We start from the raw sequence: 25,206 nt of genomic DNA on the forward strand, positions 1-25,206 counted from the left end.
GTGCCGGGGCCATACGCTTCGCAGAACCTATTCTGCTGCCTCCACGGACGGCACCGCTGGGGGCACCCGATAGGCTTTCATCTCACAGCCGCAGCGGAAATCCTGATCCGTCACTTTCCTGATGAACCCGGTGCAGTCATCACAGTAGATGGCGGAGTAGAGATCCGCCAAATGCTTCGCGTGCACGCGCACCTCTTCTGGATCAACTGGAGCGTCTGCCTCGTTGTAGTGTGCACCGACCTCGTTCCTGACCCAGCCAGAGCGGTCGATGTCGTCGGCGAGCGTCGGATACATCTGCTTAAAGTAGGGATTCTTCCGAAGTTTCTTGGCGAGAGGCGGCCACATGCTTCCAATCGTGTGCCTCTTGTCAAAACGTGCTGGTATCGAGACGTCCAAGGCTTCGGTAGCCTTCTGGAGAACGTACTCGAAGAAGCGCCCGCCCGCCGCCGATAGTTCCTCCGTGGACTTCGAGAGCCGGATCTCCTCGTTCACGATGCGGTCTATATCCGTTGACGCGTCGCCCCTGATAGGACCTCGCGCGATGTCCCAGCCTGTCAGCGCGAGATACCTGAAGCCATTCGAGCCGAAGGCGTCGCGCAGGCGCTGGTAGAAGATGATGTCATGGGTTGAGATCAGGATCTGATGGTCGCTGAATTCGTCCTTGAGCAGCTTGGCAAATCGCGCCCTGTGTTTTGCGTCGACCGAGTGAACCACATCATCCAGAACGAGGACCTTGAATGAGGGATTCTTATCGGCCTCCCTGCGCCGAAGGGCGAGGAATTAGCAGAGACCGAGCGTATCCAGGTGGGATTCGCTGTAGTACAGCATCGGCGGTGCCGACCTTCCATAGAATTCGGTCTCGATGTTAACGGAGCCATCCTCATTCGCCTTCACGAACAGCTTGGATTTCGCGATCTGCTCGTCTGGATGGATCACCTCGTAAAACCTGTTCGCAATGCCGGCTACTTCGTCCAGCAGAGCCTGAACGGTTTCCTTCCGGGCGGATGTGGCATGGCCGTGCAGGCGTGCGAGGATTGCGCTCATGCTACGTGCGGCTTCCATCTCATCCTTAGCCTTGAGGCAGCGAACCCAGTCGGTCTTGAGGCCGTCGATCATCAGTTTTGCGTCTGAAAGATCCTTCCTGTGCTCGCCGCCACCCGCACGGACAATGGCGTCGTCGATGGCAGTGATAACTTCCCCATGCGAGGCCACCGCTGCGGACAGGCGCACGACGAAATCCGCCGCGGTATCGCGAGTCATCGCTCCCTTCGTGTTCTCGCAGATGGCGTCGAGGAGTGCCTCGGTCTGCCCATAAATTGGCGGAAGCGGACTGGAGAGCGTGGCCTCCCAATCCTTCATGAAGGACCGCATCTCCCGGGACAGTTCTTTCGTGGGCTCGCTCAAGGCCTCCAGCCGTGCGGCAACCGCTGCCTTTGCCGCTGTGACGCGCTCATCAGCAGCGATCCGCTCATTGAGGCGCGCCATCAAGACATCCCGTTCGATCGCCTGCTCGCACAGAGGGCAGTCATCGGGCTGGGTCGTCACGATGATGTCACGCCCTTTCGTGAGGAGTTCGGTTATGAGCACCGCGCCGCGACCGCCAACCTCGCGCTCCAACTCTGACAGCGCGTTCTGGACCCCTTCCATCAGCGGCTTCAGGTTCGACGCCAAGCCCAGCGTCTGGGCTTTGCCTTTTAACGCATGCAGTTTGACGAGGCGCTCGTCGACCGCGTTCGTTCCCAATTGGGCAGCTACGGCCTCCGCCGTAACGCTGAGCGTCTGAAAGCTGTCGGCGAGTGCCAGCCCGGCACGCGCGAGCACTTCGTTCAAGGCCGCGAGCAGGGTTGCCTCGGTCACGGCGACTTCAGGTGCGAAGCCAAAGGTGCCCCTGACCCTTTGCTCCTCCCGACGATGAGCTGCCTCCTTGGCTGTCGCATCATCGGCAGCCGCCTTGGCCTTCGCCGCGAGCGCACTCTCAACCTTGAGATACTCCTGTAAATTGAGGAACGGCTCAAGCCGCTCGTAGCGGGGCTTCGGCTGCGCCTCGATGAAGGCCAAGAGCATGTGGCGGCGGAGGACGAAGCCAGCAGTCTGTGCCTGCATGCACCACCCGGATGCGGCCACAGGTGGGGTCGAAGCCGCCACTACCTGGTGGTCCTGCCCGTCAGCCCGCAATATGATGGAAGCGGCCATGCCGCTGCCGGCAACATGAGGGCCGCCGGTTTGCCAGTTCACGCCTGCTCGGTTCGCACTATAGAGTGTTGGCTTTCCTGTCAGGACGAATTCCAGGGCGTCGATCAGAGAACTCTTGCCGACACCGTTCGGACCGTAGACGACCAGGCCTTTTTCGCCGAATTCAACCTCCGGCCAATCAGCCGGAATTCCCCGCAGGCTGTTCGCCCGCAGTGCCGTTATCTTCATTGCTGCCCCCACCCCTCAACGCGGTCATCAAGCCTTCGAACGCGAGAGGCTCACTGCATCCGAGATCCCGGAGCATGCCTTCCCGAACGGCCGCGTCCAGAACGGTGTCCTGCTCGATCCGCTTCTTCAGGGCGGCTAGTGCAAGTTCCGACGGTTGATCGGTCATGGGTGAAGCTCCGCATCTCGGCTGCATAACGGAGCTTTCCACAGCCGCGGAGTCAACCAAGCGACACCGTCACTCCCCAGGTTCTTCGCGCTCGCGGGACGCATGCACGCGGCCTGTCGAGGCGCAACATCCACCCGCGATGTCTGGCGCCTTATTTCGTTAATCCTAGAAATATCGCTTGACGGGCGATCCAGTCTCCAGCATCTTATTTCCATGAAAGTCGAACAAGCAGCCAAGCAGCTCGAAGCGCTCGGGAACGTCACCCGGCTCCAGGTCTACCGCATGCTGGTGCGGGCCGGCGAGGCGGGCCTGCCCGTCGGGCAGATCCAAGAGCGTCTCGGCATTCCGGCCTCGACGCTCTCGCATCATCTCCAGCGGCTCCTGTTGACCGGGCTGGTGACGCAGGAGCGGCAGGCCACGACCCTGATCTGCCGCGCGAGCTACCCGGCGATGAACGGCCTCATCGGCTTCCTGGCCGACGAGTGCTGCGCCGATGCCGGATGCGGCACTCAGGCGGAGAACGCCGCCTGATTTATTTTTGTCCAGTATTTCCATAGTACCGGAAATATGAAAAGGAGAGACAGATGCCTGGCTTCATTCCCTTCGTCCTCCACCTCGCCCGCGCGGCCCGGAACCGTCGGCACGTCGCCGCCCTCGGCGAGCTGGACGACCATCTCCTGCGCGACATCGGCCTCGAGCGGGCGGACGTCCTCGCCGCCCTGGCCCAGCCCCGCCACCGCGATCCCTCGCGGATGCTCAAGATCCTCTGCTGCCACGGGCGCGTCTTCGTCGAGCGCGTGCGCGACGGCTTCGCTCCCCGACCCGCCTCCTGCTGCTGACCAAGGAGTCCCCCATGACCTCGCTCGAAGCCCTTCCCGTTGCCATCATCGGCGCAGGCCCCGTCGGCCTCGCCGCCGCCGCCCACCTGATCCTGCGCGGCCTTCCCGTGAGGGTCTACGAGACGGGCGAGACGGTCGCCGCCAACGTGCGCGACTGGGGCCATGTCCGCCTGTTCTCGCCGTGGGAGTACAACACCGACGCGGCGTCCCGCGCGCTGCTCCAGGCGCACGGCTGGCAGGAGCCGCCCAGGAAGGCCATGCCGACCGGAGCGGACCTTTATGAGGCCTACCTCAAGCCGCTCGCCGAGACGCCGGAGATGGCGGCGGTAATCGAGACCAATGCCAAGGTGAAGGCGATCACCCGGCACGGCGCCGACAAGGTGCTCAGCAAGGGCCGCGGGACCAAGCCATTCGTGCTCGCCGTTTCCAACGGCAACGGCTCCATCCGGCGCGACCTGGCGCGGGCGGTGATCGATGCCTCCGGCACCTGGACGGCCCCGAACCCGCTCGGCGCGGGCGGCATTCTCGCCGAGGGCGAGGCCGAGAACGCGGCGAAGATCGCCTACGGCATCCCGGACGTGTTCGGGCGCGACCGTGCCTCCTACGAGGGCAGGACGACCCTCGTCGTCGGTGCTGGGCATTCGGCCGCGAACGTCCTCCTCGACCTCGCGAAGCTGGCGGAGCGCAATCCCGCGGCGTCCATCGTGTGGGCGACGCGTGGCGAAAACCTCATGCGGGTGTACGGCGGCGGAAGCGCCGACCAACTCCCCGCCCGAGGTGCGCTCGGATCCAGCCTCAAGGCGCTCGTCGACAGTGGGCAGGTCACGCTGGTTCCCGGCTTCTCGGTTATCCGCGTGCGGACCGCTGGCGAACAGGTCGTAGTCGAGGGCGAGACGGCGCAGGGCCTCCGCGAGATCGGCCCCGTCGACCGGATCGTGGTCTCCACTGGGCAACGCCCTGACCTGAACCTGACACGCGAGTTGCGGCTCGACCTCGACCCGTGGCTGGAGAGCTCGAAGGCACTTGGGCCTCTGATCGACCCAAACCTGCACTCGTGCGGATCGGTGCCTCCGCATGGCCACCGCGAGCTCGCCCATCCCGAGCCGGGCTTCTATACGGTCGGCATCAAGAGCTACGGGCGCGCCCCGACCTTCCTGATGCTCACGGGCTACGAGCAGGTCCGCTCGGTTGTGGCAGCCATCGCCGGAGACCTCGCGGCGGCCGACGACATCCACCTCGTCCTGCCGGAGACGGGCGTATGCTCGACCAACCTTCCCGTCGACGGTGCGCCTGCATCATCGGGCTGCTGCGGCGGTCCTGCCCCGGCGAAGGCCGATGCCTGCTGCGCCGCGGATGCCGAGGCCAAGGCCGAAGGAAAGAGTGGCTGCGGATGCGGCCCCGCGGCTGCACCGGAACGGACGGTGACGGAGAAGGTTGCGGAACCCGCAGGCTGCTGCTGAGATCCGCACGTGTCGAACTCCGCAACCGAGTCCTTGGCGAGTAGTCCCGCCATGCCGAAGCCGAGTCCGAGGGTGGTCATCGCCACCCTCGGGATCACCCAAATCCTGGCCTGGGGATCGTCCTTCTACCTTCCCGCAGTGCTCGCCAAGCCGATAGCCGCCGACACGGGCTGGTCCCTGGCCTGGGTCGTCGGCGGGCTGTCCGTCGGCCTGCTCGCGGCCGGGCTGGTCGCGCCCCGGGTCGGGCGCACCATCGACGCGAGGGGCGGACGTCCCGTCCTCGTCGCCAGCTCGGTCCTGCTCGCCGCCGGACTCGCGACCCTGGCGCTTGCCCACAGCCTGCCCGTCTACCTGATGGCCTGGCTCGTGATGGGCCTTGGCATGGGATCGGGTCTCTACGATGCTGGCTTCGCCACGCTCGGCCGCCTGTACGGGAGGGATGCCCGGCGCGCGATCACCACCCTGACCCTGTGGGGCGGCTTCGCCAGCACGGTCTGCTGGCCGCTCAGCGCCTGGCTCGTCGAGCACTTCGGCTGGCGCGGCGCCTGCGCGGCCTACGCCGCGATCCACGTCCTCGTCTCTCTCCCGCTCCACGCCTTTGTCGTGCCCGGCATCGGGTCGGCCGCGCGCGCCGGCAGTCCGTCCGGCATGAAGGCGGGGCAGGGGGCTCCATCTCCCCTGACGGGAACCAGGCGGACCCGCGCGTTCGCCCTGCTCGCCATGGTCCTCACCCTCGGGGCGGTCACCGCCTCGATGATCGGGGTGCACCTCCTCACGTTCCTCCAGGCACGGGGACTCGGGGTCGCGGCGGCGGTCGCCCTCGGGGCGCTGGTCGGCCCCTCGCAGGTCGGCGCGCGCGTCATCGAGATGGCGTTCGGCCGCCACTACCATCCGCTCTGGACCATGGCGGCCTCCGTCACCCTGGTCGCGGGCGGGGTCGTCCTGCTGCTCGTCGGATTCCCGATCATGGCGCTGGCCCTGGCGTTGTACGGCGCGGGCAACGGCATCGGCTCGATCGCGAAGGGCACATTGCCGCTCGCGCTGTTCGGACCGGACGGGTACGCCTCCCTGATGGGACGGCTGGCGATGCCGAGCCTCCTCGCCCAGGCACTCTCGCCCTCGCTCGGGGCCGTCCTCATCGAACGGGGCGGCACGGATGCCGCGCTCGGCGTTCTCTCCGGCCTGGCGTGCCTGAACCTCGGCCTCGTCGGCCTGCTGTGGGTGACCGCCCGGAGGGGCTGATGGTTCGCACGTAGAGCGCACTTTAATTTTCCGCTGCATGCAGTAAGAACTTCCCACGCAGTCCGGAATAATATCTTTGCCGAAGCCAGACATCTCGACCGTAGCCTCGAAGAAACCTCGTGAGACCGCAGGCTCAGACGCGTTCAGGGCGTTTGACTTCCAGATGAACGTCTCGATCGCGCGTATCCTCGACCTGCATCAGGCAGGTGAGAATTACGTCGCATTCTTCGACCACCACGATGACCTGATCCTATTTGTCGGGGACGGAGAGGATTCCGAGCTTTCGTTCTATCAGGTGAAGGCGACCACGGAGCTCACATGGACACCGTCACGGCTGGCCTATCGTGCGTCGAAGGGTGATCTCCCGCGATCCATTGTGGGCAAGGCATACTACAATGTGGCCCAGTTCGGCCCGCAGATCCGGCGAGCGGCCATCCTCTCGAACCGTCCGCTCAACGCCACGCTCGGCGACGATGGGACGCCTGCTCCACATGATGGAGAGATCGTGCTCGCCGATCTGTGTTCAGAGGACCATCTGACCCTGGTGAATTCCCTGGAGAAGGATTTCCCCGGCGCCTTCGAGAATTCCCATACGAAACTGCTGATGTTCGAGCGGGTGCCGTTCGATCCGGGAAGCCATCGCGCCACCGTCCTGGGCAGGATCCTCTCCCTGCTCGAAAGGATCCACCCCGAGAGCGTCGCCTGCGCGAGTCCTTTCTACGTCGCTCTCCTTGCCGAAGTCGGCAGGTGCACGGGTGACAAGACGAAGTCCCCGAGCGTAGTCGAGCTGAAGAAGAGAAAGGGCCTCGGCCGGGACGATGTCAACGCACTGATCGGGCAGGTGCAGGGCAGGGTCAAAACCGTCATCGAGTGGTGGCCGGGCGTGCAGTCGGAGCTCATTGAGGATGGCCATCGAGCGCTGGCCGTCGAAAGGATCAGGGGCAAGTGCCTTGGCTACTGGAGCGCACGCCGAAGGGGCGAGCGTGAGGCTACCGACCTAAGCGACGCGATCCGCACCATCATGGCAGGAACCCCATTGGACGGCATGGACAGCGTACTGGATGCCGCCGTAGCCTTGAAGGGCCATGGCCTGGCAGAGCCGTCCTCGGAACTGTTCGACCTTCAGTCCGCGCTCATCGTCGAGCTGATGGAGTCCATGAAATGACCTGCAACGACACCGTAAGACTTCGCCGAGTTCTTAGAAAATTAAGCGAGAGCAGCAATGCCAAGGGTAAAATTCGTCAATCTCTACCTGTTGTCACAGGTCGAAAGGAGGGCGTTGCACGTACCCTTGAACTCGCAAAAGCTGTTGATCCAAGGCGCAAACGGCTTTGGCAAATCGGCGATCATGAAGAGCCTCTACGAAGCGTTCGGGACGACGCCGATCAAGGTTGACAGACGTTGGAAGACGGCAGACGTATCGACGTGCCTTGAGTTCGAATACGGCGGATCCACCTGGTTTGCCGTCAAGGCACTCGGGGTCTATTCCCTCTTCGACCAGGACGGCAACAGGAGGTTCTGGGGTCAGCGCCTGGTCAAGGACTGGGGTCCGAAGCTCGCCGAATTCTTCGACTTCAAGTTGGAGCTGGCGGACAAGGAGGGCGAGACCGTGACACCGCCGCCCGCATATCTCGTCGCTCCCTTCTACGTCGACCAGGATGGAGGATGGAAGGATCCGTGGAAATCGTTCGACGACTTCTACCTGCCCGGCAGCGCGAGGACGCTCGCGGATTATCATTCCGGCATCCGTCCCGACGAATTCTATCTCGCCAAGGCTGAGCTGGCCAAGGAGCGGACGACGTTGGATGCCCTTGAAGCCGGCGTTGAAACCCTCCGCGACGCCGTTTCCCAGATCCAGCAGATCGAGGGAACGAGCCCAACCTACGATCTCGCGGAATTCGAGAGCGAAATCGAATCCCTCGTCGCTGAAAGCAGTCGGCTGCTTCAGGCACAGACCCGCCACCGACAGGTCGTGTCCGAGCTCCACGAGGAGGCGCATCTTCTCCGGGGAGAGGCACATCTCCTTCTCGAGACGCTGAAGGAGATGCGCGGGGAGTTCGAGCTGGCTTCCGCACTCCCGCAACAGGTTGAATGCCCCACCTGCGGGTACGAATACCAGAATTCACTCGCGGACAGGTTCGCCTTGATCGCGGATGAGGGTGTGCTGTCGAAGGCGCTCACCGACGCCCAAGCCAGGCTGGCGCGTGTGACCGAGAGGGAGAAGGCCGAACGTCGGAAGCTCGAGGAAGTCAGTCGAAGCCTCGAGCTCATTCAGAAGACCCTCGACGTGCGGAAGGAATCCCTGTCGTTGGGCGACGTCATCGTCGCAGCGGGCAAGACCGAGGCGGCAAGGATCCTGCGCCGTTCGCTCGACGAGAAGATCGTTGCCGCGGATGGCTCAAGGAACAGGGCCGAATCCTTCAGGGCGGCGATGAGCGCATTCGCGGATGCCAGGCGGACCGGCGAGATACTGAAATTCTTCAGGGCACGTCTCTCGGCCTACTCATCGGAACTGGACGTGCAATTGGAGGATCCGGACAGGCAATCGATAGCCTCGGTGAAGGCGGCCCGTGGAAGCGAAGGGCCGAGGTCGCTGCTCGCGTACTACTACGCGTTCCTGCATACGAAGGCGGAATTCACGAAGAACGTCCGGTTCCCGATCGTCATCGACGCGCCGAACCAGCAGGGGCAGGACAAGGTGCACCTGCCGCAGATGATAAACTTCATCTTCGACCATGTCCCTGACGATGCCCAGACCATCGTTGCGACGGAGGACGCGAGCGGGTTCGATCTCGAGGATGTCACGATCGCCACCTATGGCGAGGCGAAGCGCCAAGTTCTGCGCGAGACGGAATTCGAGACCGTCAAAGCGGTGTTCCAACCCTACTTTCAGACCATACTCTCCATGGGATGATCCAGGCGCAGGGCAGCGGCATCGACGGACAGGAACGGTGCCATGGGTTCCCTCAAGGCCGAGCCGTGTTGAGGAATGGATGATCCCATGGTCCGGGTTCGGGCCGTAATCCAAACCAACCTCGGAAGGGGTAGCGAATATCGCGTTGACAAGCTTGGCCATGTTTTCTATTTGTTCCAGTCATGACCAAGGCTCCCGCATATGTCGCCGGTACCGGATTGCGCTTCCAGCGCACGATCGGCCTGCGCGGTATTCGAATAGCCTCGATACGCTGACTTCCTGAACCCGCCCTATCGGTTCACGCGACGGCATCAGCCGTCCGCAATGGGACGAGCGTACCCATGCCAATCTCCCAACCTTTCGCCATTGGCACCGACGATGGCCTCGATGTCCTGGCCCGCATCCGCGAAGAGGCATCGGCACTCTCCTTCAGCCCCCGCGGCACGGTGCGGTGCGAGGGTCGGCCGTTGTTCCGGCATCGGGCGGCGCGTGATTTCGGATGCCTGCTCGACCTCGATCCATCCGTGATCTCGTGGACGTGCCTGCCGATGATCCTGCATCACGCGCAAGGCGTTCACGTGCCGGATTTCGCAGTCACGCGAACATCGGGCACCACCCTGATCGACGTGCTTCCGCCGAACCGCGAGCCCTGTCCGCCGCCGTTGCTGGCGGAAGCGGCTCTCGCAGCGGGCCATCGGTACGAAACCGTCACCGAAGCCGACATCCCGGAAGGCTTCCGGCTCGACAACGCGCGCGACCTCCTGCGCTACGCCAACCATCACGTCTCCCTCGGGGACCGCGTGCGGTTGCTGACGCTGCTCGATGAGCGGGGACCGATGCCGCTCGCCGCGTGCATGCAGGTCATCCGTGACGGACGCGATCCGATAGGCACGATCGCCGCCATGGCCCTGCGACGCTTCGTGGAGATCGATCTCGACGAGGCCCGCATCGGGCCGGAGACGCGCGTCTCCCGCCTCCACGACTGAACCTTCCATTTCCCGATCCATCCAGGTCGTCCGACCCGCAGTCGCAGGACCGACGACGGAGCATGCCTTATGACTTTCATCATCAAGAACGATGGCCCGGCGCCCCAGCTCGAGTCCGAGATCATCCGGTTGAACGGCCTCGTGCAGGCGCTCGACGACATCCGCCGCGGACGGCACCCTGACGGTGCCGCGCTGGCCTCCTGCCCGATGCTCCACGACTGGCAGGTGATCCGGCGCCCCGACCCGTGCCTCACGGGCGTCATGTTCAACCACCCGCACATCTCCGACGGCAGGCCCGGCGTCACGACGGGCCTGTGGGTGCTGGCACCCGAACTCGGCTACGCGCGGACCATGTCCCGGTACTACGCCCTCGGCCGGCAGGACCGCGGGGCATCCCTCCCGATCATCCCTTCCCGCACCTGACGGAGGTCGCCGATGCCCCACGCACGCTCTTTTCCCGGTAGGCATAGGGAGACGGTGCGCCGCCCCACCGATGTCGGGAAGGCCCTCGCCCGCGGCGCACTCGTCCGCACGCTCAGGCACGCTGGCCTGCACCACGTCCTGCACGGACAGCCCTGCGCCGTGGGCCTCGCTGTCGCGCACGACGAGGACCGGGAGGTCTTCGCCGAGGTCGGCAAGGCGCTGCTGCGCGACCTGACCCGCCATCCCTTCGAGTACGAATTCGACCTCCTCGACCCGGACTTCGACGTCATCACGATCGAGGGCGGCGGGATCAACCGCTCCGGCAAGACCGCGAGCCTCGTGCGGGACCGGCTGGTCTCGCGCAGCCGCCTGTTCGCCTTCGCCCCCACGCCCGACGACTTCCCGCCGCTGTTCCGCGCCGCGGCCGATGCGATCATCGTGCCCGATCCCGTGAGCCGCCACGCGCTCAAGGGAGCGGTGCAGGCGGTTCTCGGCCATGCCCCGCCCGACGATCTCCTGGATGCGGCGGACGGTGTCCCGCTCGCCACGCTCGGTACGATCATCAGGCCCGGCCGGAACCTGCACCGGGCCATCCGCATGCTGCGGGCGATCCAGGCGGGCGAACCGGCGGAGCGTACGAGGGGACAGGACGGACCGACGCTGGACGAGTTGCACGGCCTCGGTGAGGCCGCCGAACGGGGCCGCTCGCTGGCGCGGGATCTCGCGGATTACCGGGCCGGGCGCATCCCGTGGTCCGACGTGGACCGCGGCATCCTCGTCAGCGGCCCGCCCGGGACGGGCAAGACCATCTTCGCCCGGGCGCTGGCCAGCACGTGCCTGGTGCCGATCCACGTGCATTCCCTCGCGCGCTGGCAGGCCAGGGGCTACCTCAACGACCTGCTCAAGGCCATGCGCGGCGCCTTCGATGCGGCCAAGAGGGATGCGCCCTGCATCCTGTTCCTCGACGAGCTCGATGCGTTCGGCGACCGCGAGCGGCTTGAGGGCAAGAACGAGCAGTACACCCGGGAGGTCATCAACGCCCTCCTGGAATGCCTCGACGGTGCCGATGGGCGCGAGGGCGTGGTGGTGGTCGGCGCCACCAACATGCCCTGGAAGATCGACGCCGCGCTCCTGCGGCCGGGCCGCCTCGACCGGCATATCGTCATTGCGCTGCCCGACCTGAAAGCCCGCAAGGGCATCCTGCGCCACCACCTGCGCGATGCGCTGCCGGGCACCGACCTGACGGAGGCGGCCGAGCGGCTGGAGGGCGCATCGGGTGCGGTGATCGAGCAGGTCGTGCGCGACGCCCGACGCCGGGCCAGGACGGACCGGAGGGAGTTCACCCCCCGACGACCTGCTGGCGGCGCTGCCCAGGCGCGTTCGGCTGTCCGACGAGGCCTTCCGGCGGGCCTGCGTGCACGAGGCGGGGCATGCGGTCGTCGGCTGCCTGCTCGCGGAGGAAGCTGGGCGGACCCCCGTGGAGGTCCGCGTGTTCCGCGAGGTCTCGCCGGAGTCGGCCGCCGGGCACACCGTCTACAGGCGTTGCATCGGCATCGTGCGCACGCGGTCCGGCTACCTCGCCGAGGTCACGGGGCTTCTGGCGGGGCTGGCTGCCGAGGAGATCGTGCTCGGAACCCGGGGCGACGGGAGCGGCGGGTCAGACGGGAGCGACCTCCAGCGGGCCACGGCACTGGCGACTGCCCTCGAGGCATCGCTCGGTCTGGGCGATGGACTCGCGTACCTGTCGCCGAACGACGACGCCGAGTTGCTGCGGCGGCTGCGCGCTGACCCGTCCCTCAGGAGCGCAGTGGAGCGCACCCTGAGCGAATGCCTGGGACGCGCGCGCGCAATGCTGGGTGCGCGCAGGAGCGCCCTCGGGAACCTCTCCGACCATCTCGTGGTGCGCGCGCGAGCCTCCCTCGAGGAGATCGTCGGCTGCGTCACCGGTGGCGATGGTGCCAACGTCGGCTATCCGCGTGCTCAGGAGGATTCGCAAGGGATGACGGGCATCGCCCAAGGAATCCTTGCACAACCTGCCCACAGTACGACCCCTCCGGACAAACGGACGCTGCCCTGGCAAGATGCCGACTCGATTTGGACGGGTCCAAGTCGAGTGGACTGAAACCTTCGAAGCCTGATCAGCGGCCCTTTTCAAGGGGACTCAATCCGCGAGCCATCGCTCGCGGCAACAGGAGAGCTTTATGATGTGTCTCAGGATCCGCGCCGTTCCCATCCACGGTGCCCACGCACCCCCGCAAGCGGTCGGACTGCTTCCCGGCTGGTTTGCAAAGGACTCGCGTCCACTCCACGCCTCCCACAATGCGCGTGGCCGTGCGGTGCGGCAGGGGAGGCTGCGCCATGACTCGTAACCAACGTGTCAAGCAAGCCGATATCGTGCGCGCCGTGAAGGGCGCTACCGCCGCTGGCCTTCACGTATCGCGCGTCGAGATCGATGCAGAGGGAAAAATCGTGCTCGTCTCAGGCAGCCCGGACCAGAAGGATCCGGATCCTGCCCAATCCGCCTATGATGCATGGAGGGCCAAACGCGATGCGCGTACGTCTTAAGGGTCTCAATTCCAAAACCAAGACACTCGCCGATGGTACGAAGCGAACCTACTATTATGCCGGAAAGGGCGGCCCGCGAGTGCACGGCGAGTTCGGGTCTCCTGAGTTCATCGCGAACTTTTTCGCTGCGACAAAGGCAGGGCGCGGCTCGGCATCCGATACCCTCCTGAGGATTCTTCGGTCCTATCAACAGAGTGAGGCTTTCCTTGACCTCTCCGAAAACACCCAAAGGGGTTATGCATACAACATCCGGAAGATCGAGAAGGAGTTCGGCGACCTCCCCCTTGCTGCATTGAAGGACAAGCGAACGCGTGGCGAGTTCAAGAGGTGGAGGACCCAACTTGCACGCAGCTCCCGTCGGCAGGCAGACTACGTCTGGAGCGTCTTCGGCCGCATCCTGTCCTGGGCCATGGACATGGGAGAGGTCGACGCAAATCCTTGTTCCAAGGGCGGGCGCCTTTACAAGGGATCCCGCAAGGACAAGGTGTGGACCTTGGATCACGAGAAAGCATTTCTCGATGTTGCTTCCGCCCCCTTGCGCCTCGCATTCGTCCTGGCCCTCTGGACTGGGCAGAGGCAAGGCGACCTCCTGAAATTACCCTGGTCCGCCTATAATGGTACGCACATCCGGCTGAAGCAGTCCAAGACAGGTGCCAAGGTCGTAATTCCGGTCGGGTTACCGTTGAAACGCATCCTCGACAGTACGCCGAGGCGTAGCGAGAGGATTCTCGTGAACTTGGACGGCGTTCCGTGGACTCCCAATGGCTTCCGCTCTTCCTGGCGGAAGGCCTGCATTAAGGCTGGCATCAAGTTTGGCGAGAATGGCCTTACGTTCAATGACCTTCGAGGGACTGCGGTGACGCGTTTGGCCGTGGCGGGTTGCACGGAGGCAGAGATCGCAACCATCACCGGACATTCGCTGAGGGACGTGCGTTCCATCCTCGACGAACACTACCTGAGCCGAGATCCAGAACTCGCGGAGACTGCAATTCGAAAACTTGAGGACTCGCACAACGTCCGGGAGACCAAGAGAGCGACTAAAAAGAAGAGGAAAATTCCCGACTGAACTCCCGACCGGGGTCGGAATTACCATTTCCGTCGCGTCGGGAGCGGAAAAAGATGAGCAAAATCAAGTGGCTGGGGGACCTGGATTCGAACCAAGACTAACGGAGTCAGAGTCCGTTGCCACGCCGACCCCAAGGCTGATCGTCCCTCGCTTTAACGGACACCTCTGATACACTCCTATGAGAGCGGGAAGATGTTTGATGTTCAAGGGCCGCCATTTTGATCGCTCAATCATCCTGCTCTGCGTCCGGAGGTATGTGGCTTACAGCCTGAGCCTCCGAAACGTGGAAGATATGATAGCCGAGTGTCACTGAGCATTTTGGCGTGAGACAGCCGATTCAATAATTTCAGGTGCTTAGCTGTTGTCGTGAGACAACAGTTTGGATATTTGACGTGAGACTCTCGTCCACTTTGAGCATTGAACGTAAGACGCCGGGTCACAAACGTTGACTGGATTCGGAGTGGGCGAGCGGCATGCAGTGCTTGGCACAAAACCAAGCATTAGCAGGGAAGGGGAGACAGAAATCCTGTTTCAAATTGGACATTGACTTGAGATTCTTGCGCTGGGGGGTCTCACGCCAACATGTCTATGGCTACTGCACAAGTCGGAATCTCACGCCAAGATGTCCAGCGACAGTCGGCGCCGAAGCCGACGAGATGAAAGACTTCCTTGCCGATATCGATCCCGATCGAGCAAGGCGTGCGATGGTGGTTATTCATGGGCTACTTCTCCTGCGGAGCAGTCGGCCTAGACTGCTCCGCAGGAGAAGCAACCGGTCATCTTATTGGCAGACATGGCGCCTAAGAGGCTGCCGTTCGGGCTCTACCGCATCGTCGTGCTTGCTATAGGCGCCGAGAAGAGCCTTCTGTCTCCGGTTGCTGCAGCCTCCTGATCATGCGCAATCTGGAGCGATCCAGTGCAACTCACATGGAGAGTGATCCGTCAACAGGGTGGGGAACGCGACACTGATGAGACCTCCTGTTGATGTTGCGCATCCAAGGTCTGAGCCCGTTGCATGATCTGGCCCGTTTCAGTCGCCAGCTCCAACTCACATCCGGTCGCTGCTCGCACGCAGCCGCACCATAATCCCGCTTGCAGCGGACGAGGGCTCAGGCGACGGGACCCTTCTGTAGTGCGGCGTTTCAAGCCATGTTGCACTTCGGTCCGTCCACCTGGATCCCCGGCACTGATCAGGTCCCGGGGGAGACGAGAGGTAAGGCGTCCCTTGAATCAGGCCTGCGTTATGACGGCTCCCTCCAGGGCCACCCCGGCGGTCGCATACTTCCACAGCGCGACGAGAAGTTTGCGGGCCAGCGCCACGAGCATCGGCTTCCTGAGGCGCCCGCCGTTGCGCCGGACCCGCTCCTGGAACCACAGGCTCAGGGCCGAGGCGGGCTGATGGCGCAGCCACAGCCAGGCCAACTGGATCATGGTGGTGCGCAGGCGCGGGTTGCCAGCTTTCGACACGCCCTGCTCGCGATCTACCGCTCCGCTCTTCCAGGGCGTCGGCGCCAGACCCGCATAGGCCGCCACCTGCCGGCGGTTGCGGAACGTGCGGAACAAGCCCTCCGCCCAGAGCAGGGCAGCGGCTTCTGACCCCATGCCCTTGAGGCCGACCAACAGGGCCGGCAGCTGGGCGCATTCATCGGCCTGGACAAGCAGGGCATCCCGCTCGGCTTCGACCGCCTTGATCTGCTCCAGCAACAGCTCGAACCGGTCGAGTTCGCGCCGGATCTGGGCCTTGAGATGGACCGGCAGCGGCCGGCCATCGCCGGTCATGAGCGCGTCGAGCCGGGCCCGGCGGTCGCGATGCAGGGGCTCATAGTCGCCGATCCCCTGCGCGAACAGCAGCCCCTTGATCCGGTTGACATGCTGGACCCGCTCGGCGGTCAGCGTCTTGCGCTCGCGGCTGAGGCGGCGACGGTCTTCCTCCTCAGGTGTCGGCGCCCGGACCATCGCACACACCCGTGGTTCACCGCGCTTGTAGGCCAGCAGCGTGCGCACCAGGGCCTCCCCGTCGATCTTGTCGGTCTTGGCCCGCCGGCAGCGGCGGGAGACCGCAATCGAGGCGGGATCGACCACGTAGCTTTCGATACCTTCGCTCTCCAGCACGCGATGGATCCAGAACCCATCCAGACCCGCCTCCTGAACCGCGATAATCGGAAACATCTGACCGGTTCGAGCGCGCGCTTTCTCCTGCAACTGCGCAAACCGCGTCAGCAGGCCCGCCACATCGCCGCCGCGCACGCTGTGCTTGGACATCGTCTCGCCGGCCCCGGGCGACAGCGAGGTGATCAGCCAGACCGAGCGACTGAGTTCCATTGAGACGAAGATTGCGCCAAGATCAGTGCGGATAGCGGTTTGCTCAAATCGGGCCTCGACGGACATCGGTTGGTCTCCAGCGTGAGTGGTTCAGCAACCTCACTCTGCCAGAGAGTGAACCGCTATCCACCCGCATAGGATCTGTAGCATTCCCGTGACGCGGTCTAGAGCCCATTCCACCTCAGTGGAATCGGCTCTGCTCTTTGCTGTGCCGCATGTTTTGACGGTGAACCGGATACACTTCGTCGAAAAATGCTCTAATGCAGCCCGAACTCGGCCAAGAGAAACTGACGCAGCGAGACGAAGCGAGAATCGCTGCGGTCACGGGGGCGCGGAAGATCCACCTCGATGGTGCGGATGGCACTGCCCTTGTGCTTTGGCAAGATCAGGACCCGGTCGGCGAGATACACGGCTTCTTCGAGATCATGGGTGACAAGTACCATCGTCAGATGCTCCTCCGCCCAAATCCGCGCAAGTTCCTCCTGCATCGTCATCCTCGTCATCGCATCGAGCGCTCCGAGAGGTTCGTCGAGCAGGAGCAGTTCCGGCTGCACTGCCAACGCCCGGGCGATGCCCACCCGTTGCGCCATCCCTCCGGACAATTGGGCAGGATAGGCGTCTGCGAAATCGAGAAGTCCGACAAGCCGCAGGTAGCGGCGTGCCCGCTGCGCGGCCTCATTGGCTGCAAGGCCGCGGACCTCAAGGGGAAAAGCGACATTGCCCATCACCGTGAGCCAGGGCAGAAGACGCGGCTCCTGGAAGATGACGGCGCGCTCAGACCCCACGCCACGGATAGGCGCACCGTCAATCAGAACGTCGCCGCCGTCGGCGGGCTCCAAGCCTGCAAGAATGCGCAGCAAGGTCGTCTTGCCTGAGCCGCTGGCCCCGACAATCGCCACGCACTGGCCGCTGCCGACTTCAAGGTCAATGCCTCGCAGCACGTCGAGGTCGCGCCCGTTGAGGGAGAAAGATTTGGAGAGATTCCGTATGGAGACCTCTCCGCGTCCGATGGTCTGGGCCTCGGCCATGATCAACCTCCGCGCGCGGCCGTCTCAGGGGCGTACAGGATATCCGACACCTTGAGTTGACCAGGAGCCAGCTTGCCTTCGCGAACCAGCACGTCGATCCAGAACTGCAGGTCCCGGTCGGCTGCGCGGCCGCCGGGCCGCACGCCATAACCCGCAAAATATTTCGCGACGTCCGAATTCTCGCCCCGGGCCTTCAAGACGCGGGCCAGGATCTCCTGCGTCCTCTGGGGGTTTTCGCGGGCGAAATCGAGCGCCTTCGCGCAAGCCGCGACGAATGTTTTGGCTGCGTCTTGATGCTTTTGCACCCAGTCCCGGCGGAGCACCACGAAGCCGCCGGCGATTTCGCCCAGCACGTCGGTGTCGTCAAAGATCGGGCGCAGACCGCCATTCTGGCGCGCCGCGCCCTCGAAGGTCGTCTGCCAATAGCCGAAGGCGGCAACATCCACCTGCCTGGAACGCAGCACCTGCTCAAGCTGCGGGCCCGGAACGACGACCAGGCGTGCCGCATTCTCAGGCAGGCCTTCGGCATGCAGGGCTTCGCGCACCGTGTAGTCCAGATGCGCACCAAGCGTATTGATCGCCACGGTCTTGCCGACGATGTCTCTCACTGAGCGGATCGGACTGTCTTCGAGGACATAGAATTTGCTCTGAACCTGATCATTGATCCCGTTGCTCGGATAGGCCGCGACGAAATCATTGGCGCCGGCGATTGAATTGATCACTGCCGCCGTTGCGGCGCCGCCGATCTCCACGTTCCCGGATGCCAGAGCAAAAAGGGACTCGGGGCCGCCGGCGGCATAGCCGATGTTTTGCAGCACGATTCCCGTTCCCTCGAAGTAACCGAGTTCGGCAGCCAATTCGTAGGCCGAGATGCCACCGTGGCTGGCCAGGTAGCGGAGCTTCGTCGTCCCTTCTGCGGCCTGCGCCGCTCCCATGAGCGCGGTGCTGGCGAAGAGCGCGGCCGAGCGCAGCGCCAGGAGATTGAGATACCTGCGGGTGATGTTCATCAGGGGATGACCTTTCGGTTGAGGATGGACGGGTGATGTTATCGGCCTAGGCGGTTCCAGCGGCAGAGCCTGCCCTGCAGGCGCTCCAGCGCGTAGTTTGCGCTCAGTCCCAGAAGCGCGAGCAGCAGGATGGCCGCGAACATCAGCGGGATCTGGAAGTTGTACTGGGCATTCATGACCTGAAAGCCGACGCCGCGGTTGGCGCCGATCATTTCGGCGGCGATCAGAAGAAGCAGGGCGGTGGTCGCGCTGAGCCGCAGGCCGACGAAGATGGACGGCACCGCGCCCGGCAGCACCACGCGGCGGAAGATCGTCAGCCGCGACGCCCCGTAGACGCGGGCCATCTCGACGAGCTTCGGATCCGCCTGCTTCACGCCGCCAATCGTGGCCAGGAGCGTTGGAAAGAGTGTGGCCCAGAAGATCACGAAGACCTTGGAAGCCTCGCCCAGGCCGAGCAGAAGGATGAAGACCGGATAGAGCGCCAAGGCCGACGTCTGCCGGAACAGTTGCAGGATCGGATCGAGGCTGCGCTCGACCGCCTTCACCTGGCCCATGAATAACCCAAGCGGAATGCCGATGACGACGGCCGCCGAGAAGGCGAGGCCGGCCCTCTGCAGGCTGATGGCCACATCGTCCAGCAGAAATCCGCCGGCCAGGCCGTTCCAAAGGGCCGCAAGGATCCTGTCGAGCGGCGGGAAGACCGCGGGGTTCAGCCAACCGACTTCACTTGCGACTTGCCAGAAGACCAGAAAGCCGACGAGCACGCCGTAGCGGGCGCCGATTTGAATTAGGCCGGCTGCGGCTTTTTCGGCAAGTCCCGCGGCAAAGGCACTGTCAAATCTGGTTCGACGGTAGGCATGGCCCTGTTCTGTATCGATCAAAGACATGATTTGATCCTTTCCTTCAGCCTCATTCTGCGGCCTGGACGGTATGTCTTGCGACGGACCAGCGGTTGCGCGGATAGGGAAGTCCGAGGTTTTCTCGAAGCGTGCGGCCCTCGTATGCCCGGCGAAACAGCCCGCGCCGCTGCAGCTCAGGGATGACGAGGTCGATAAAGTCCTCGAGTGCAGTCGGCAGCCAGGGCGGCAGGATGTTGAAGCCATCCGCTCCTTCGTTCTCGAACCACTCCTGCAGTGTATCGGCGATCTGGATCGCCGAGCCGACCACCGTGAAGTGGCCGCGGGCCGAGGCGACCCACTGATAGAGCTGACGGATGGTGAAGTTGTTCTCGTCAGCGATCTGCCGGATGAGCGCCTGACGGCTCTTATTCCCTTCGGTGGGCGCTGCGGGAGGAAGAGGGCCGTCGAGGTCATAGCCATTGAGGTCGAGCGTACCGCCGGTGAGGCCGTTCAACAGCGCAATCCCGTCCTGCTCCAGGATCAGGCTGGTCAGGCGGTCATACTTCTCGCGAGCCTCTTCTGAGGTTCTGCCGACAAATGGCGAGACCCCGGGCATAATGAGGATGTGGCGCGGATCACGGCCAAGCCCTTGCGCGCGGGACTTGATGTCCCGGTAGAATTCCTGGGCCGTCTCCAGCCGCTGATGCGCCGTGAAGATGACTTCCGCGGTCGCGGCGGCGAGTCCGCGGCCGTCTTCGGATTGCCCCGCCTGCACGATCACCGGATGTCCCTGTGGGGACCGCGGCACGTTGAGTGGCCCCTTCACCTTGAAATGCTCGCCCCGGTGATCGGTGGCATGCAGCTTGTCCGGATCAAAGAACGCGCCGCTCTCCTTGTCGCGGATGAAGGCGTCGTCCTCGAAGCTGTCCCAGAGCTTCTTGACCACGTCGAGATGCTCCTTGGCGCGGGCATACCGAAACGCATGTGGATGCTGCTGATCAAGGTTGAAGTTGTGAGCTGCGGTCTCGGTGGCTGTCGTCACGACATTCCAGCCGGCCCGGCCATCGGAAATGAGGTCGAGGGACGCAAACTTCCGCGCGAGGTTGTATGGCTCTTCATAGGTCGTGGAGGCCGTTGCGATGAATCCAATTTGGGAGGTCAGCGGCGCGAGCGCAGAGAAAAGCGTTACGGGTTCCAGTCCCGCCACCTTTGCGCTGCCGCCCTCGGAGGCGCCGCCGAACGACACCGCCAGGCCGTCGGCGAGAAAATAAGCGTCGAACAGGCCGCGCTCGGCTGTGAGCGCGAGCCGCTTATGGAATTCGAAGCTGGTGGCGCCGTCCGCCGGCTGGTCCGGGTGACGCCATGAAGCGATGTGCTGGCCCCCGCCGGGCAGAAAGGCACCTAGCTTGATCTGTCGGGTCATATCTGAATTCACCTAATTGACTTGAGGGGAGGGTAGGTCACGCGTTGGCAGCGACCGCTTCTGCGGTACCGCGCCGGCGTTCGGTCTTTGCCGTGAACACCACGTCCCGGTCGTCCTGCTTCAGATGGGGCGCGAATTGCCCAACCGCGCGGTCCAGTCTGGTGATGAGGCTGGGAGAGGAAAGCTGGCCGTCCACGAAGTCTCGCTCCGAGGCATAGACGCCCGTGGCGAGCGTCTGGGCCTCGAAGAATGCGAAGAGCGGACGCAGGTGATGCTCGATCACCAGAGCGTGCTTGTCGCCTCCTCCCGTGGCGGCCAAAAGAACCGGTTTTCCGGCAAGTGCCGTTGGATCGATCAGGTCGAAGAGATGTTTGAAGAGGCCCGGATAGCTTCCCTTGTAGACCGGCGTCGCAACGATCAGTGCTTTGGCGTCGACAATCGAGCTGACCACGTCGCGCCCGGGTCCAGTGAGCTCCGTGAGATTGCGGGCGCCAGCAAAATCTGGCCCCAGCTGCGACAGATCAACGACTTTGGACCGCCCGCCGAAGCGAGCCATAGTGCGGGCAACGGCTTCTTCGACGAGGCCCCGAGTGCGGGAGGGTACGCTGAAACTACCGGCGAGGCCGAGGATATCGATTGTAGACATGGCGTCTCCTCCTATAAGTCTATAGATTAAGTAGACTAATAGTGATTCGCCTCCCGCGTCCATTTCATAATTGCTGTAGAAAAGAGAAGAGGTTTAGCGCGGATTGCGACGGTGAGAGGACGATTGGCCTCTCACCTTCCTCAGCGGATGTCCCGACAGGCATCCGAGATGGACAGGCCAGGAATGCCCAGCTGGAGTTCAGCCAAGCGGGCTGCCTGTTCTCGAAGGTTGGGCCCGGCAGTTATCTCCCAAGAGGCGCCACGGATGCGAGGGCCGATGCCGAAGATCCGCTCCGCGCTTCGACCGTGAGACTCAATCAAGGCTTCGTGCTGATCGAAGCCGAGACCAAGCTTCAATTCGTCCGCGCGGGCGAACCCACCGTCCGGCATAGACTGCATGAGACGGTTCTGCGTGGGAAGCGAGAGGCGCCTGAAACCGCAGCAGTTGAGAGCATGCGACACTTCGAGTCTTACAGGTTCGCTGCCGCCGGAAGGACGATAAGTGACAGTGGTGCCACGCGCGGTCTTCAACGCCTTGTGGAAATGACCCTTGACGATCCTCAGGAGACCCGAGGCTTGTGCTTGGGCGATGCGAGCAACCGACGATGGCGGCATCCGGTGACGGTGCGTGTCCCGCATGCTTGAGGCATGCTGAAGGAAACGGCCGCGGCTTTTGTGCCGAAGGTGGCGCCAGAGCAGTTGGGGATGCGGTCGCAATCCATCGGTCACGTCGCGCCACTCGCCGCCCGCATCCGGAAGGCTGCGATTAAGGCTAGTCATCATCCGCCAAGATCACTCCGGATGGCTCCCCGAAAGAAAACGAGCGGTGGTCGTGAGGAGTCTACGCGAGAGGCAACAGCAATGCCGATCACAATCGAAATATCGCCACGCTGAATGACGTCATCCACCACACAGTCGAAGGAGCCGAGAGCCTTTTTGAACACCGGCGCACCGGTCACCAGGGTGTCCCACTGGCCTTCGATGAAGCGATCGGCCCCTGAAATACCCGCCTTGCCACTGAATGCATCTGCAACAGCTTCTGCTCCGGCCGGCAGGTAATTCACCGCGAAGTGGCGACGCGAGAGGATCGCGCCGAGCGCAGTCGTCTTCTGATCAACCGATACGAGGATCGTCGGCGGGTTGGCCGTGACGCGCGCAGCCGAAAGCCCCAGCAGACCAGCCGGGCCGTCATCCCCGTGAGCGGTCACAATGGTCATGCCACTCACCCTTTCAGCGAGGGTCTGCCAAAAGGTTTTGACGTCAATCGGAGGCAGCGAGGCCGAATGGATGGTTGTCGTCATGATCATCTCGGAGTTCTGCAAAGTTGCAACAAGGCCAGCAGAGACGGATGCCTCTCGCTTGGCGTCATTGCGAGGTGCGATTGCCCACTAGTAGATGGCGATCGTACCTCGGACGGCTTCGCAGTGTCCGACAGCAGACCGCTCGAGCCGCATCCCCGCTAAGCGCTCACGGCGCAGAATGTCTCGAGCCGGTCGACCTCCGCGACAGGGGCGGTTGCGCGAAGGCACGCTGACGGACCCGCAAGCGGGCAAGCCAACGGAGACCCTCCGGCCAAGCGCCGTGGCCGCTGGCAACATTGATGTGACCGGCCTCTCCTGCATCAACGAAGGCTGCTTCCCACAGATTGGCGATGATACGGGCACGATCCTGCGCCATGTAGGGGTCGGTCCGGCTGGCAACCAATATGGCTGGAAAACCGAGGGGCTCAACCGGTAAGGGGCCGAACGAAGTGATCCCAGGCACGCGGGATCGTCGCACCTCAGGATCGGCTGGTGCGACCAGCAGGGCGCCGCCGATGTCCAGGTCCGGATGGCGCAGTGCCAGATGGGCGATCAAGATCGCTCCGAGACTGTGGCCGACCAGAATGGCCCCCGGCCTTCTCTTCACGTGGTGCGCCAAGACCGCGAGCCAGACTCCGAGATCCGGTGCATCCCAGTGCACCTGCTGGACTCGTTCGACGTCGTTCAACTCGGCTTCCCAGCGACTCTGCCAATGTTCCGGCTCAGAGCCCTTGAAGCCGGGGACCATAAGAATAGTCATAATTGGTCCTCCTCTGCTGCCGAGAAGTATCAGGCTCACGGGAAAAACGGTCAATGAAACGCGTTGCCAAATTCAGGGCAAATGATGGAACAGCGATCCCAGAACAAGTTTCAGCTTTAGAATTTTCTTCCGAACGCGATCATTCATCTTTGTCGAAAAACGGTCAAATCCCCGCACCGTGCTGGACGGTCTCATCCAACCCGCCATAATCGCTGCACCAGCACAGGAGGCCACGTGTTCATCATCCCCACTGATCGCCTTAACGCGACCGATCAGGATCGTGTTCGAATGGCGGCCGATCACGTCCTCTGTCTCGCAATCGAGAAACGCCAAGACACCGTTCAGGACAGGCGCGCCGGTGATGAGCCGCGTCCAGTCGCCCTCCTAAAAGCGCGCCTCGTCCTTGATTCCGCCGCGGCCAGCGAAACGGTCAACAATCGATCGATGCTGGATCGCCAGGATATTGATAGCGAAATGCCAGGCCTACGGGATAACCGGCCAAGCAGACGCGCTCCGATTGACACAAATGAGGGCGGATGAAGGCTCGGTCGGTGCAGCGGTCAGCGAAGTCGTGGTCAGTCCGGCACGGATGGCTCCGGCCGAGGCCATAACAACGCCGATGGCGCCGGCGATGTGGCGCATCACTGATCGGAAAGCGGAGGGCTCGATATCAGCAGACTCTAGGCTACGGATCAGTTGATTCATGGAGACCGTCCGTGACTGCGAGAACGATAGGCACACGCCATGCAGCGCAAGTCCCTGGGAGCGGTCAGACGATGGTATCGTTAAAGGATTATCGATTAACTTGGTGGATAAATAGCGATCAGTCTATTTCGGCTTCGTTGTTCTGAAGCGTGATGGGGTGCGTTTGGCGAGATCGGCAACGGTGGTGTTATCGACGACTGAGGCGATGGCATCGCGCACTTCGCTCATGATCGAACGAACAGGACATAACTCGATTTTGCCGCAATCGTCACAAGCGCGGAACGCGGATCGGCTAGCGCACGCTATCGGCGCGAGCGGACCCTCGAGTGCTCGAATAACGGCACCGACTTTGATGGTACCGGCCGGCTTGGCCAAAGCATAGCCCCCGCCTGGGCCCTTCTTACTTCTCAACATGCCGGCATTGCGAAGATCCAGCAGGATGGCATCAAGAAATTTCTTCGGGATGTTGTTCGTCTGAGCAATCTCTGCGACCTGAGCCGTCTCCCCGGCATCGAGCCTCGCGAGATGAACAATTGCCTTGAGTCCGTATTTGCCCTTATTGGTTAACACCCCTATACCCCAGCCATCGTCGATATTCGATTAGTTCTATCAACTAACGACATTTCAGCAACGGTTTTCGGTTCCTAGCGACAACGGACCGTCTCCCCCGCCGTGTATCGACTCGATGGTTTGTCGTGCCTCTTGATCGACTATCGTCGTTCGCCCTTCAGGGGAGCAACTCAACAACGCCGAACGGCTTGGCGACCCACAGTGGCTTCCGGCGATGTCCACGCGGGCGCCGACGAGAGTTTCAGGCCCAAACCCGCGATCAGCAACATCTCGTGCCTGCACGACGGCAGTTGGTCAGCCTCACCCTTTTCCCTCTGATAAGATCGACAGTCAGCATCATTGATCTGCTCGATCAATCAGGGCCTGCTGGCTGACGCTCGTTGATAGGACTGTTCGATATGAAGAACCACAAGGAGAACACTATTCTTGCTGTCATTTACGCGCCAAGTTTAGTTTAGCTACCCCACACTATTGTTTGCCTAGCAATAGACTCGCCTAACAAGTCTTAGCGTCTCGTGCAAGCA

General features: G+C 63.1%; 25 protein-coding genes, 1 tRNA gene and 2 pseudogenes. 13 read left to right on the plus strand and 15 right to left on the minus strand.

The features are described 5' to 3' along the window. Positions 1-27 precede the first annotated feature (27 nt). From DC522_RS12965 to DC522_RS12975, 3 genes are all read right to left on the minus strand, one after another. Complete coding sequence (locus DC522_RS12965; protein WP_116529109.1) at positions 28-714, minus strand: hypothetical protein; 687 nt, start codon at positions 712-714, stop codon at positions 28-30. 66 nt (positions 715-780) lie between these two features. Beyond that, a complete protein-coding gene (locus DC522_RS12970; protein WP_116529110.1) occupies positions 781-2,421 on the minus strand; it encodes an ATP-binding protein in 1,641 nt (546 codons plus the stop codon). Continuing rightward, positions 2,372-2,587, minus strand: a complete 216-nt coding sequence (locus tag DC522_RS12975; protein WP_133239276.1) for a hypothetical protein — start codon at positions 2,585-2,587, stop codon at positions 2,372-2,374. The genes DC522_RS12970 and DC522_RS12975 overlap by 50 nt, the downstream gene beginning before the upstream one ends. A gap of 213 nt (positions 2,588-2,800) precedes the next feature. On the opposite strand from DC522_RS12975, the gene DC522_RS12980 reads away from it, so the two are divergent. The 12 genes and pseudogenes from DC522_RS12980 to DC522_RS13035 all read left to right on the plus strand — a co-directional run bounded on the left by DC522_RS12980 (position 2,801) and on the right by DC522_RS13035 (position 14,082). Continuing rightward, positions 2,801-3,118: a helix-turn-helix transcriptional regulator gene (locus DC522_RS12980; protein WP_116529112.1), complete on the plus strand. Its 318-nt coding sequence runs from the start codon at positions 2,801-2,803 to the stop codon at positions 3,116-3,118. 53 nt (positions 3,119-3,171) lie between these two features. After that, complete coding sequence (locus DC522_RS12985; protein WP_116529113.1) at positions 3,172-3,426, plus strand: DUF1127 domain-containing protein; 255 nt, start codon at positions 3,172-3,174, stop codon at positions 3,424-3,426. A gap of 14 nt (positions 3,427-3,440) precedes the next feature. Beyond that, the gene (locus DC522_RS12990) at positions 3,441-4,886 is read left to right on the plus strand and encodes an NAD(P)-binding domain-containing protein (protein ID WP_116529114.1); all 1,446 of its coding nucleotides are present in this window, start codon (positions 3,441-3,443) and stop codon (positions 4,884-4,886) included. A gap of 51 nt (positions 4,887-4,937) precedes the next feature. Then, the gene (locus tag DC522_RS12995) at positions 4,938-6,128 is read left to right on the plus strand and encodes an MFS transporter (RefSeq protein ID WP_116529115.1); all 1,191 of its coding nucleotides are present in this window, start codon (positions 4,938-4,940) and stop codon (positions 6,126-6,128) included. Positions 6,129-6,204: 76 nt separating this feature from the next. Then, entirely contained in the window at positions 6,205-7,293 is a 1,089-nt protein-coding gene (locus DC522_RS13000; RefSeq protein ID WP_165820148.1) for a dsDNA nuclease domain-containing protein, read from the plus strand. A gap of 57 nt (positions 7,294-7,350) precedes the next feature. Beyond that, positions 7,351-9,042, plus strand: a complete 1,692-nt coding sequence (locus tag DC522_RS13005) for a hypothetical protein (protein ID WP_133239277.1) — start codon at positions 7,351-7,353, stop codon at positions 9,040-9,042. Positions 9,043-9,383: 341 nt separating this feature from the next. Beyond that, a complete protein-coding gene (locus tag DC522_RS13010; protein ID WP_116529118.1) occupies positions 9,384-10,028 on the plus strand; it encodes a hypothetical protein in 645 nt (214 codons plus the stop codon). Positions 10,029-10,097: 69 nt separating this feature from the next. Then, the gene (locus DC522_RS13015) at positions 10,098-10,451 is read left to right on the plus strand and encodes a DUF6634 family protein (protein WP_116529119.1); all 354 of its coding nucleotides are present in this window, start codon (positions 10,098-10,100) and stop codon (positions 10,449-10,451) included. Positions 10,452-11,048: 597 nt separating this feature from the next. Beyond that, positions 11,049-11,606 (plus strand): annotated as a pseudogene (locus DC522_RS35880) (AAA family ATPase); the annotation flags it as partial. A 259-nt stretch (positions 11,607-11,865) separates the two neighbouring features. Then, on the plus strand, positions 11,866-12,573 hold the full coding sequence (locus DC522_RS35885) for a hypothetical protein (RefSeq protein ID WP_245444130.1): 708 nt from the start codon (positions 11,866-11,868) through the stop codon (positions 12,571-12,573). A gap of 236 nt (positions 12,574-12,809) precedes the next feature. After that, complete coding sequence (locus DC522_RS13030) at positions 12,810-13,016, plus strand: hypothetical protein (protein ID WP_116529122.1); 207 nt, start codon at positions 12,810-12,812, stop codon at positions 13,014-13,016. A gap of 79 nt (positions 13,017-13,095) precedes the next feature. After that, positions 13,096-14,082 (plus strand): tyrosine-type recombinase/integrase, encoded by a 987-nt coding sequence (locus DC522_RS13035; RefSeq protein WP_371679476.1) that lies wholly within the window; start codon positions 13,096-13,098, stop codon positions 14,080-14,082. A 72-nt stretch (positions 14,083-14,154) separates the two neighbouring features. Here DC522_RS13035 and DC522_RS34785 read toward each other — a convergent pair. Then, positions 14,155-14,231, minus strand: a tRNA-Gln gene (locus DC522_RS34785). A 50-nt stretch (positions 14,232-14,281) separates the two neighbouring features. Between DC522_RS34785 and DC522_RS13040 the strand changes: the two are divergent. Then, a pseudogene (locus DC522_RS13040) lies at positions 14,282-14,386 on the plus strand (IS6 family transposase); the annotation flags it as partial. A 926-nt stretch (positions 14,387-15,312) separates the two neighbouring features. Here DC522_RS13040 and DC522_RS13045 read toward each other — a convergent pair. The 11 genes from DC522_RS13045 to DC522_RS13095 form a co-directional block, all read right to left on the minus strand. Continuing rightward, positions 15,313-16,470 carry an IS110 family transposase gene (locus DC522_RS13045; protein WP_165820149.1) on the minus strand — a complete coding sequence of 386 codons (1,158 nt, stop codon included), beginning with the start codon at positions 16,468-16,470 and terminating at the stop codon, positions 15,313-15,315. A 191-nt stretch (positions 16,471-16,661) separates the two neighbouring features. Next, positions 16,662-17,432, minus strand: a complete 771-nt coding sequence (locus tag DC522_RS13050; protein ID WP_116529124.1) for an ABC transporter ATP-binding protein — start codon at positions 17,430-17,432, stop codon at positions 16,662-16,664. 2 nt (positions 17,433-17,434) lie between these two features. Continuing rightward, positions 17,435-18,439, minus strand: a complete 1,005-nt coding sequence (locus DC522_RS13055) for an ABC transporter substrate-binding protein (RefSeq protein ID WP_116529125.1) — start codon at positions 18,437-18,439, stop codon at positions 17,435-17,437. Positions 18,440-18,477: 38 nt separating this feature from the next. After that, complete coding sequence (locus tag DC522_RS13060) at positions 18,478-19,326, minus strand: ABC transporter permease (RefSeq protein ID WP_116529126.1); 849 nt, start codon at positions 19,324-19,326, stop codon at positions 18,478-18,480. A gap of 22 nt (positions 19,327-19,348) precedes the next feature. Beyond that, a complete protein-coding gene (locus DC522_RS13065) occupies positions 19,349-20,701 on the minus strand; it encodes an LLM class flavin-dependent oxidoreductase (protein WP_116529127.1) in 1,353 nt (450 codons plus the stop codon). A 37-nt stretch (positions 20,702-20,738) separates the two neighbouring features. Next, positions 20,739-21,347 (minus strand): FMN reductase, encoded by a 609-nt coding sequence (msuE, locus tag DC522_RS13070; RefSeq protein ID WP_116529128.1) that lies wholly within the window; start codon positions 21,345-21,347, stop codon positions 20,739-20,741. Positions 21,348-21,487: 140 nt separating this feature from the next. After that, positions 21,488-22,129, minus strand: coding sequence for a hypothetical protein (locus DC522_RS13075; RefSeq protein WP_133239279.1), 642 nt, complete (start codon positions 22,127-22,129; stop codon positions 21,488-21,490). Beyond that, on the minus strand, positions 22,126-22,647 hold the full coding sequence (locus DC522_RS13080) for a flavin reductase family protein (protein ID WP_116529143.1): 522 nt from the start codon (positions 22,645-22,647) through the stop codon (positions 22,126-22,128). The genes DC522_RS13075 and DC522_RS13080 overlap by 4 nt, the downstream gene beginning before the upstream one ends. Positions 22,648-22,813: 166 nt before the next feature. After that, positions 22,814-23,407 (minus strand): alpha/beta hydrolase, encoded by a 594-nt coding sequence (locus DC522_RS13085; protein ID WP_047189160.1) that lies wholly within the window; start codon positions 23,405-23,407, stop codon positions 22,814-22,816. A gap of 72 nt (positions 23,408-23,479) precedes the next feature. Beyond that, complete coding sequence (locus DC522_RS13090; protein ID WP_245444123.1) at positions 23,480-23,740, minus strand: hypothetical protein; 261 nt, start codon at positions 23,738-23,740, stop codon at positions 23,480-23,482. A gap of 495 nt (positions 23,741-24,235) precedes the next feature. Further along, positions 24,236-24,682: an Rrf2 family transcriptional regulator gene (locus tag DC522_RS13095; protein WP_116529131.1), complete on the minus strand. Its 447-nt coding sequence runs from the start codon at positions 24,680-24,682 to the stop codon at positions 24,236-24,238. Positions 24,683-25,206: the final 524 nt, after the last annotated feature.

The sequence above is a fragment of the Microvirga sp. KLBC 81 genome, assembly GCF_003075415.1.
In the GTDB taxonomy this organism is placed as follows: domain Bacteria; phylum Pseudomonadota; class Alphaproteobacteria; order Rhizobiales; family Beijerinckiaceae; genus Microvirga.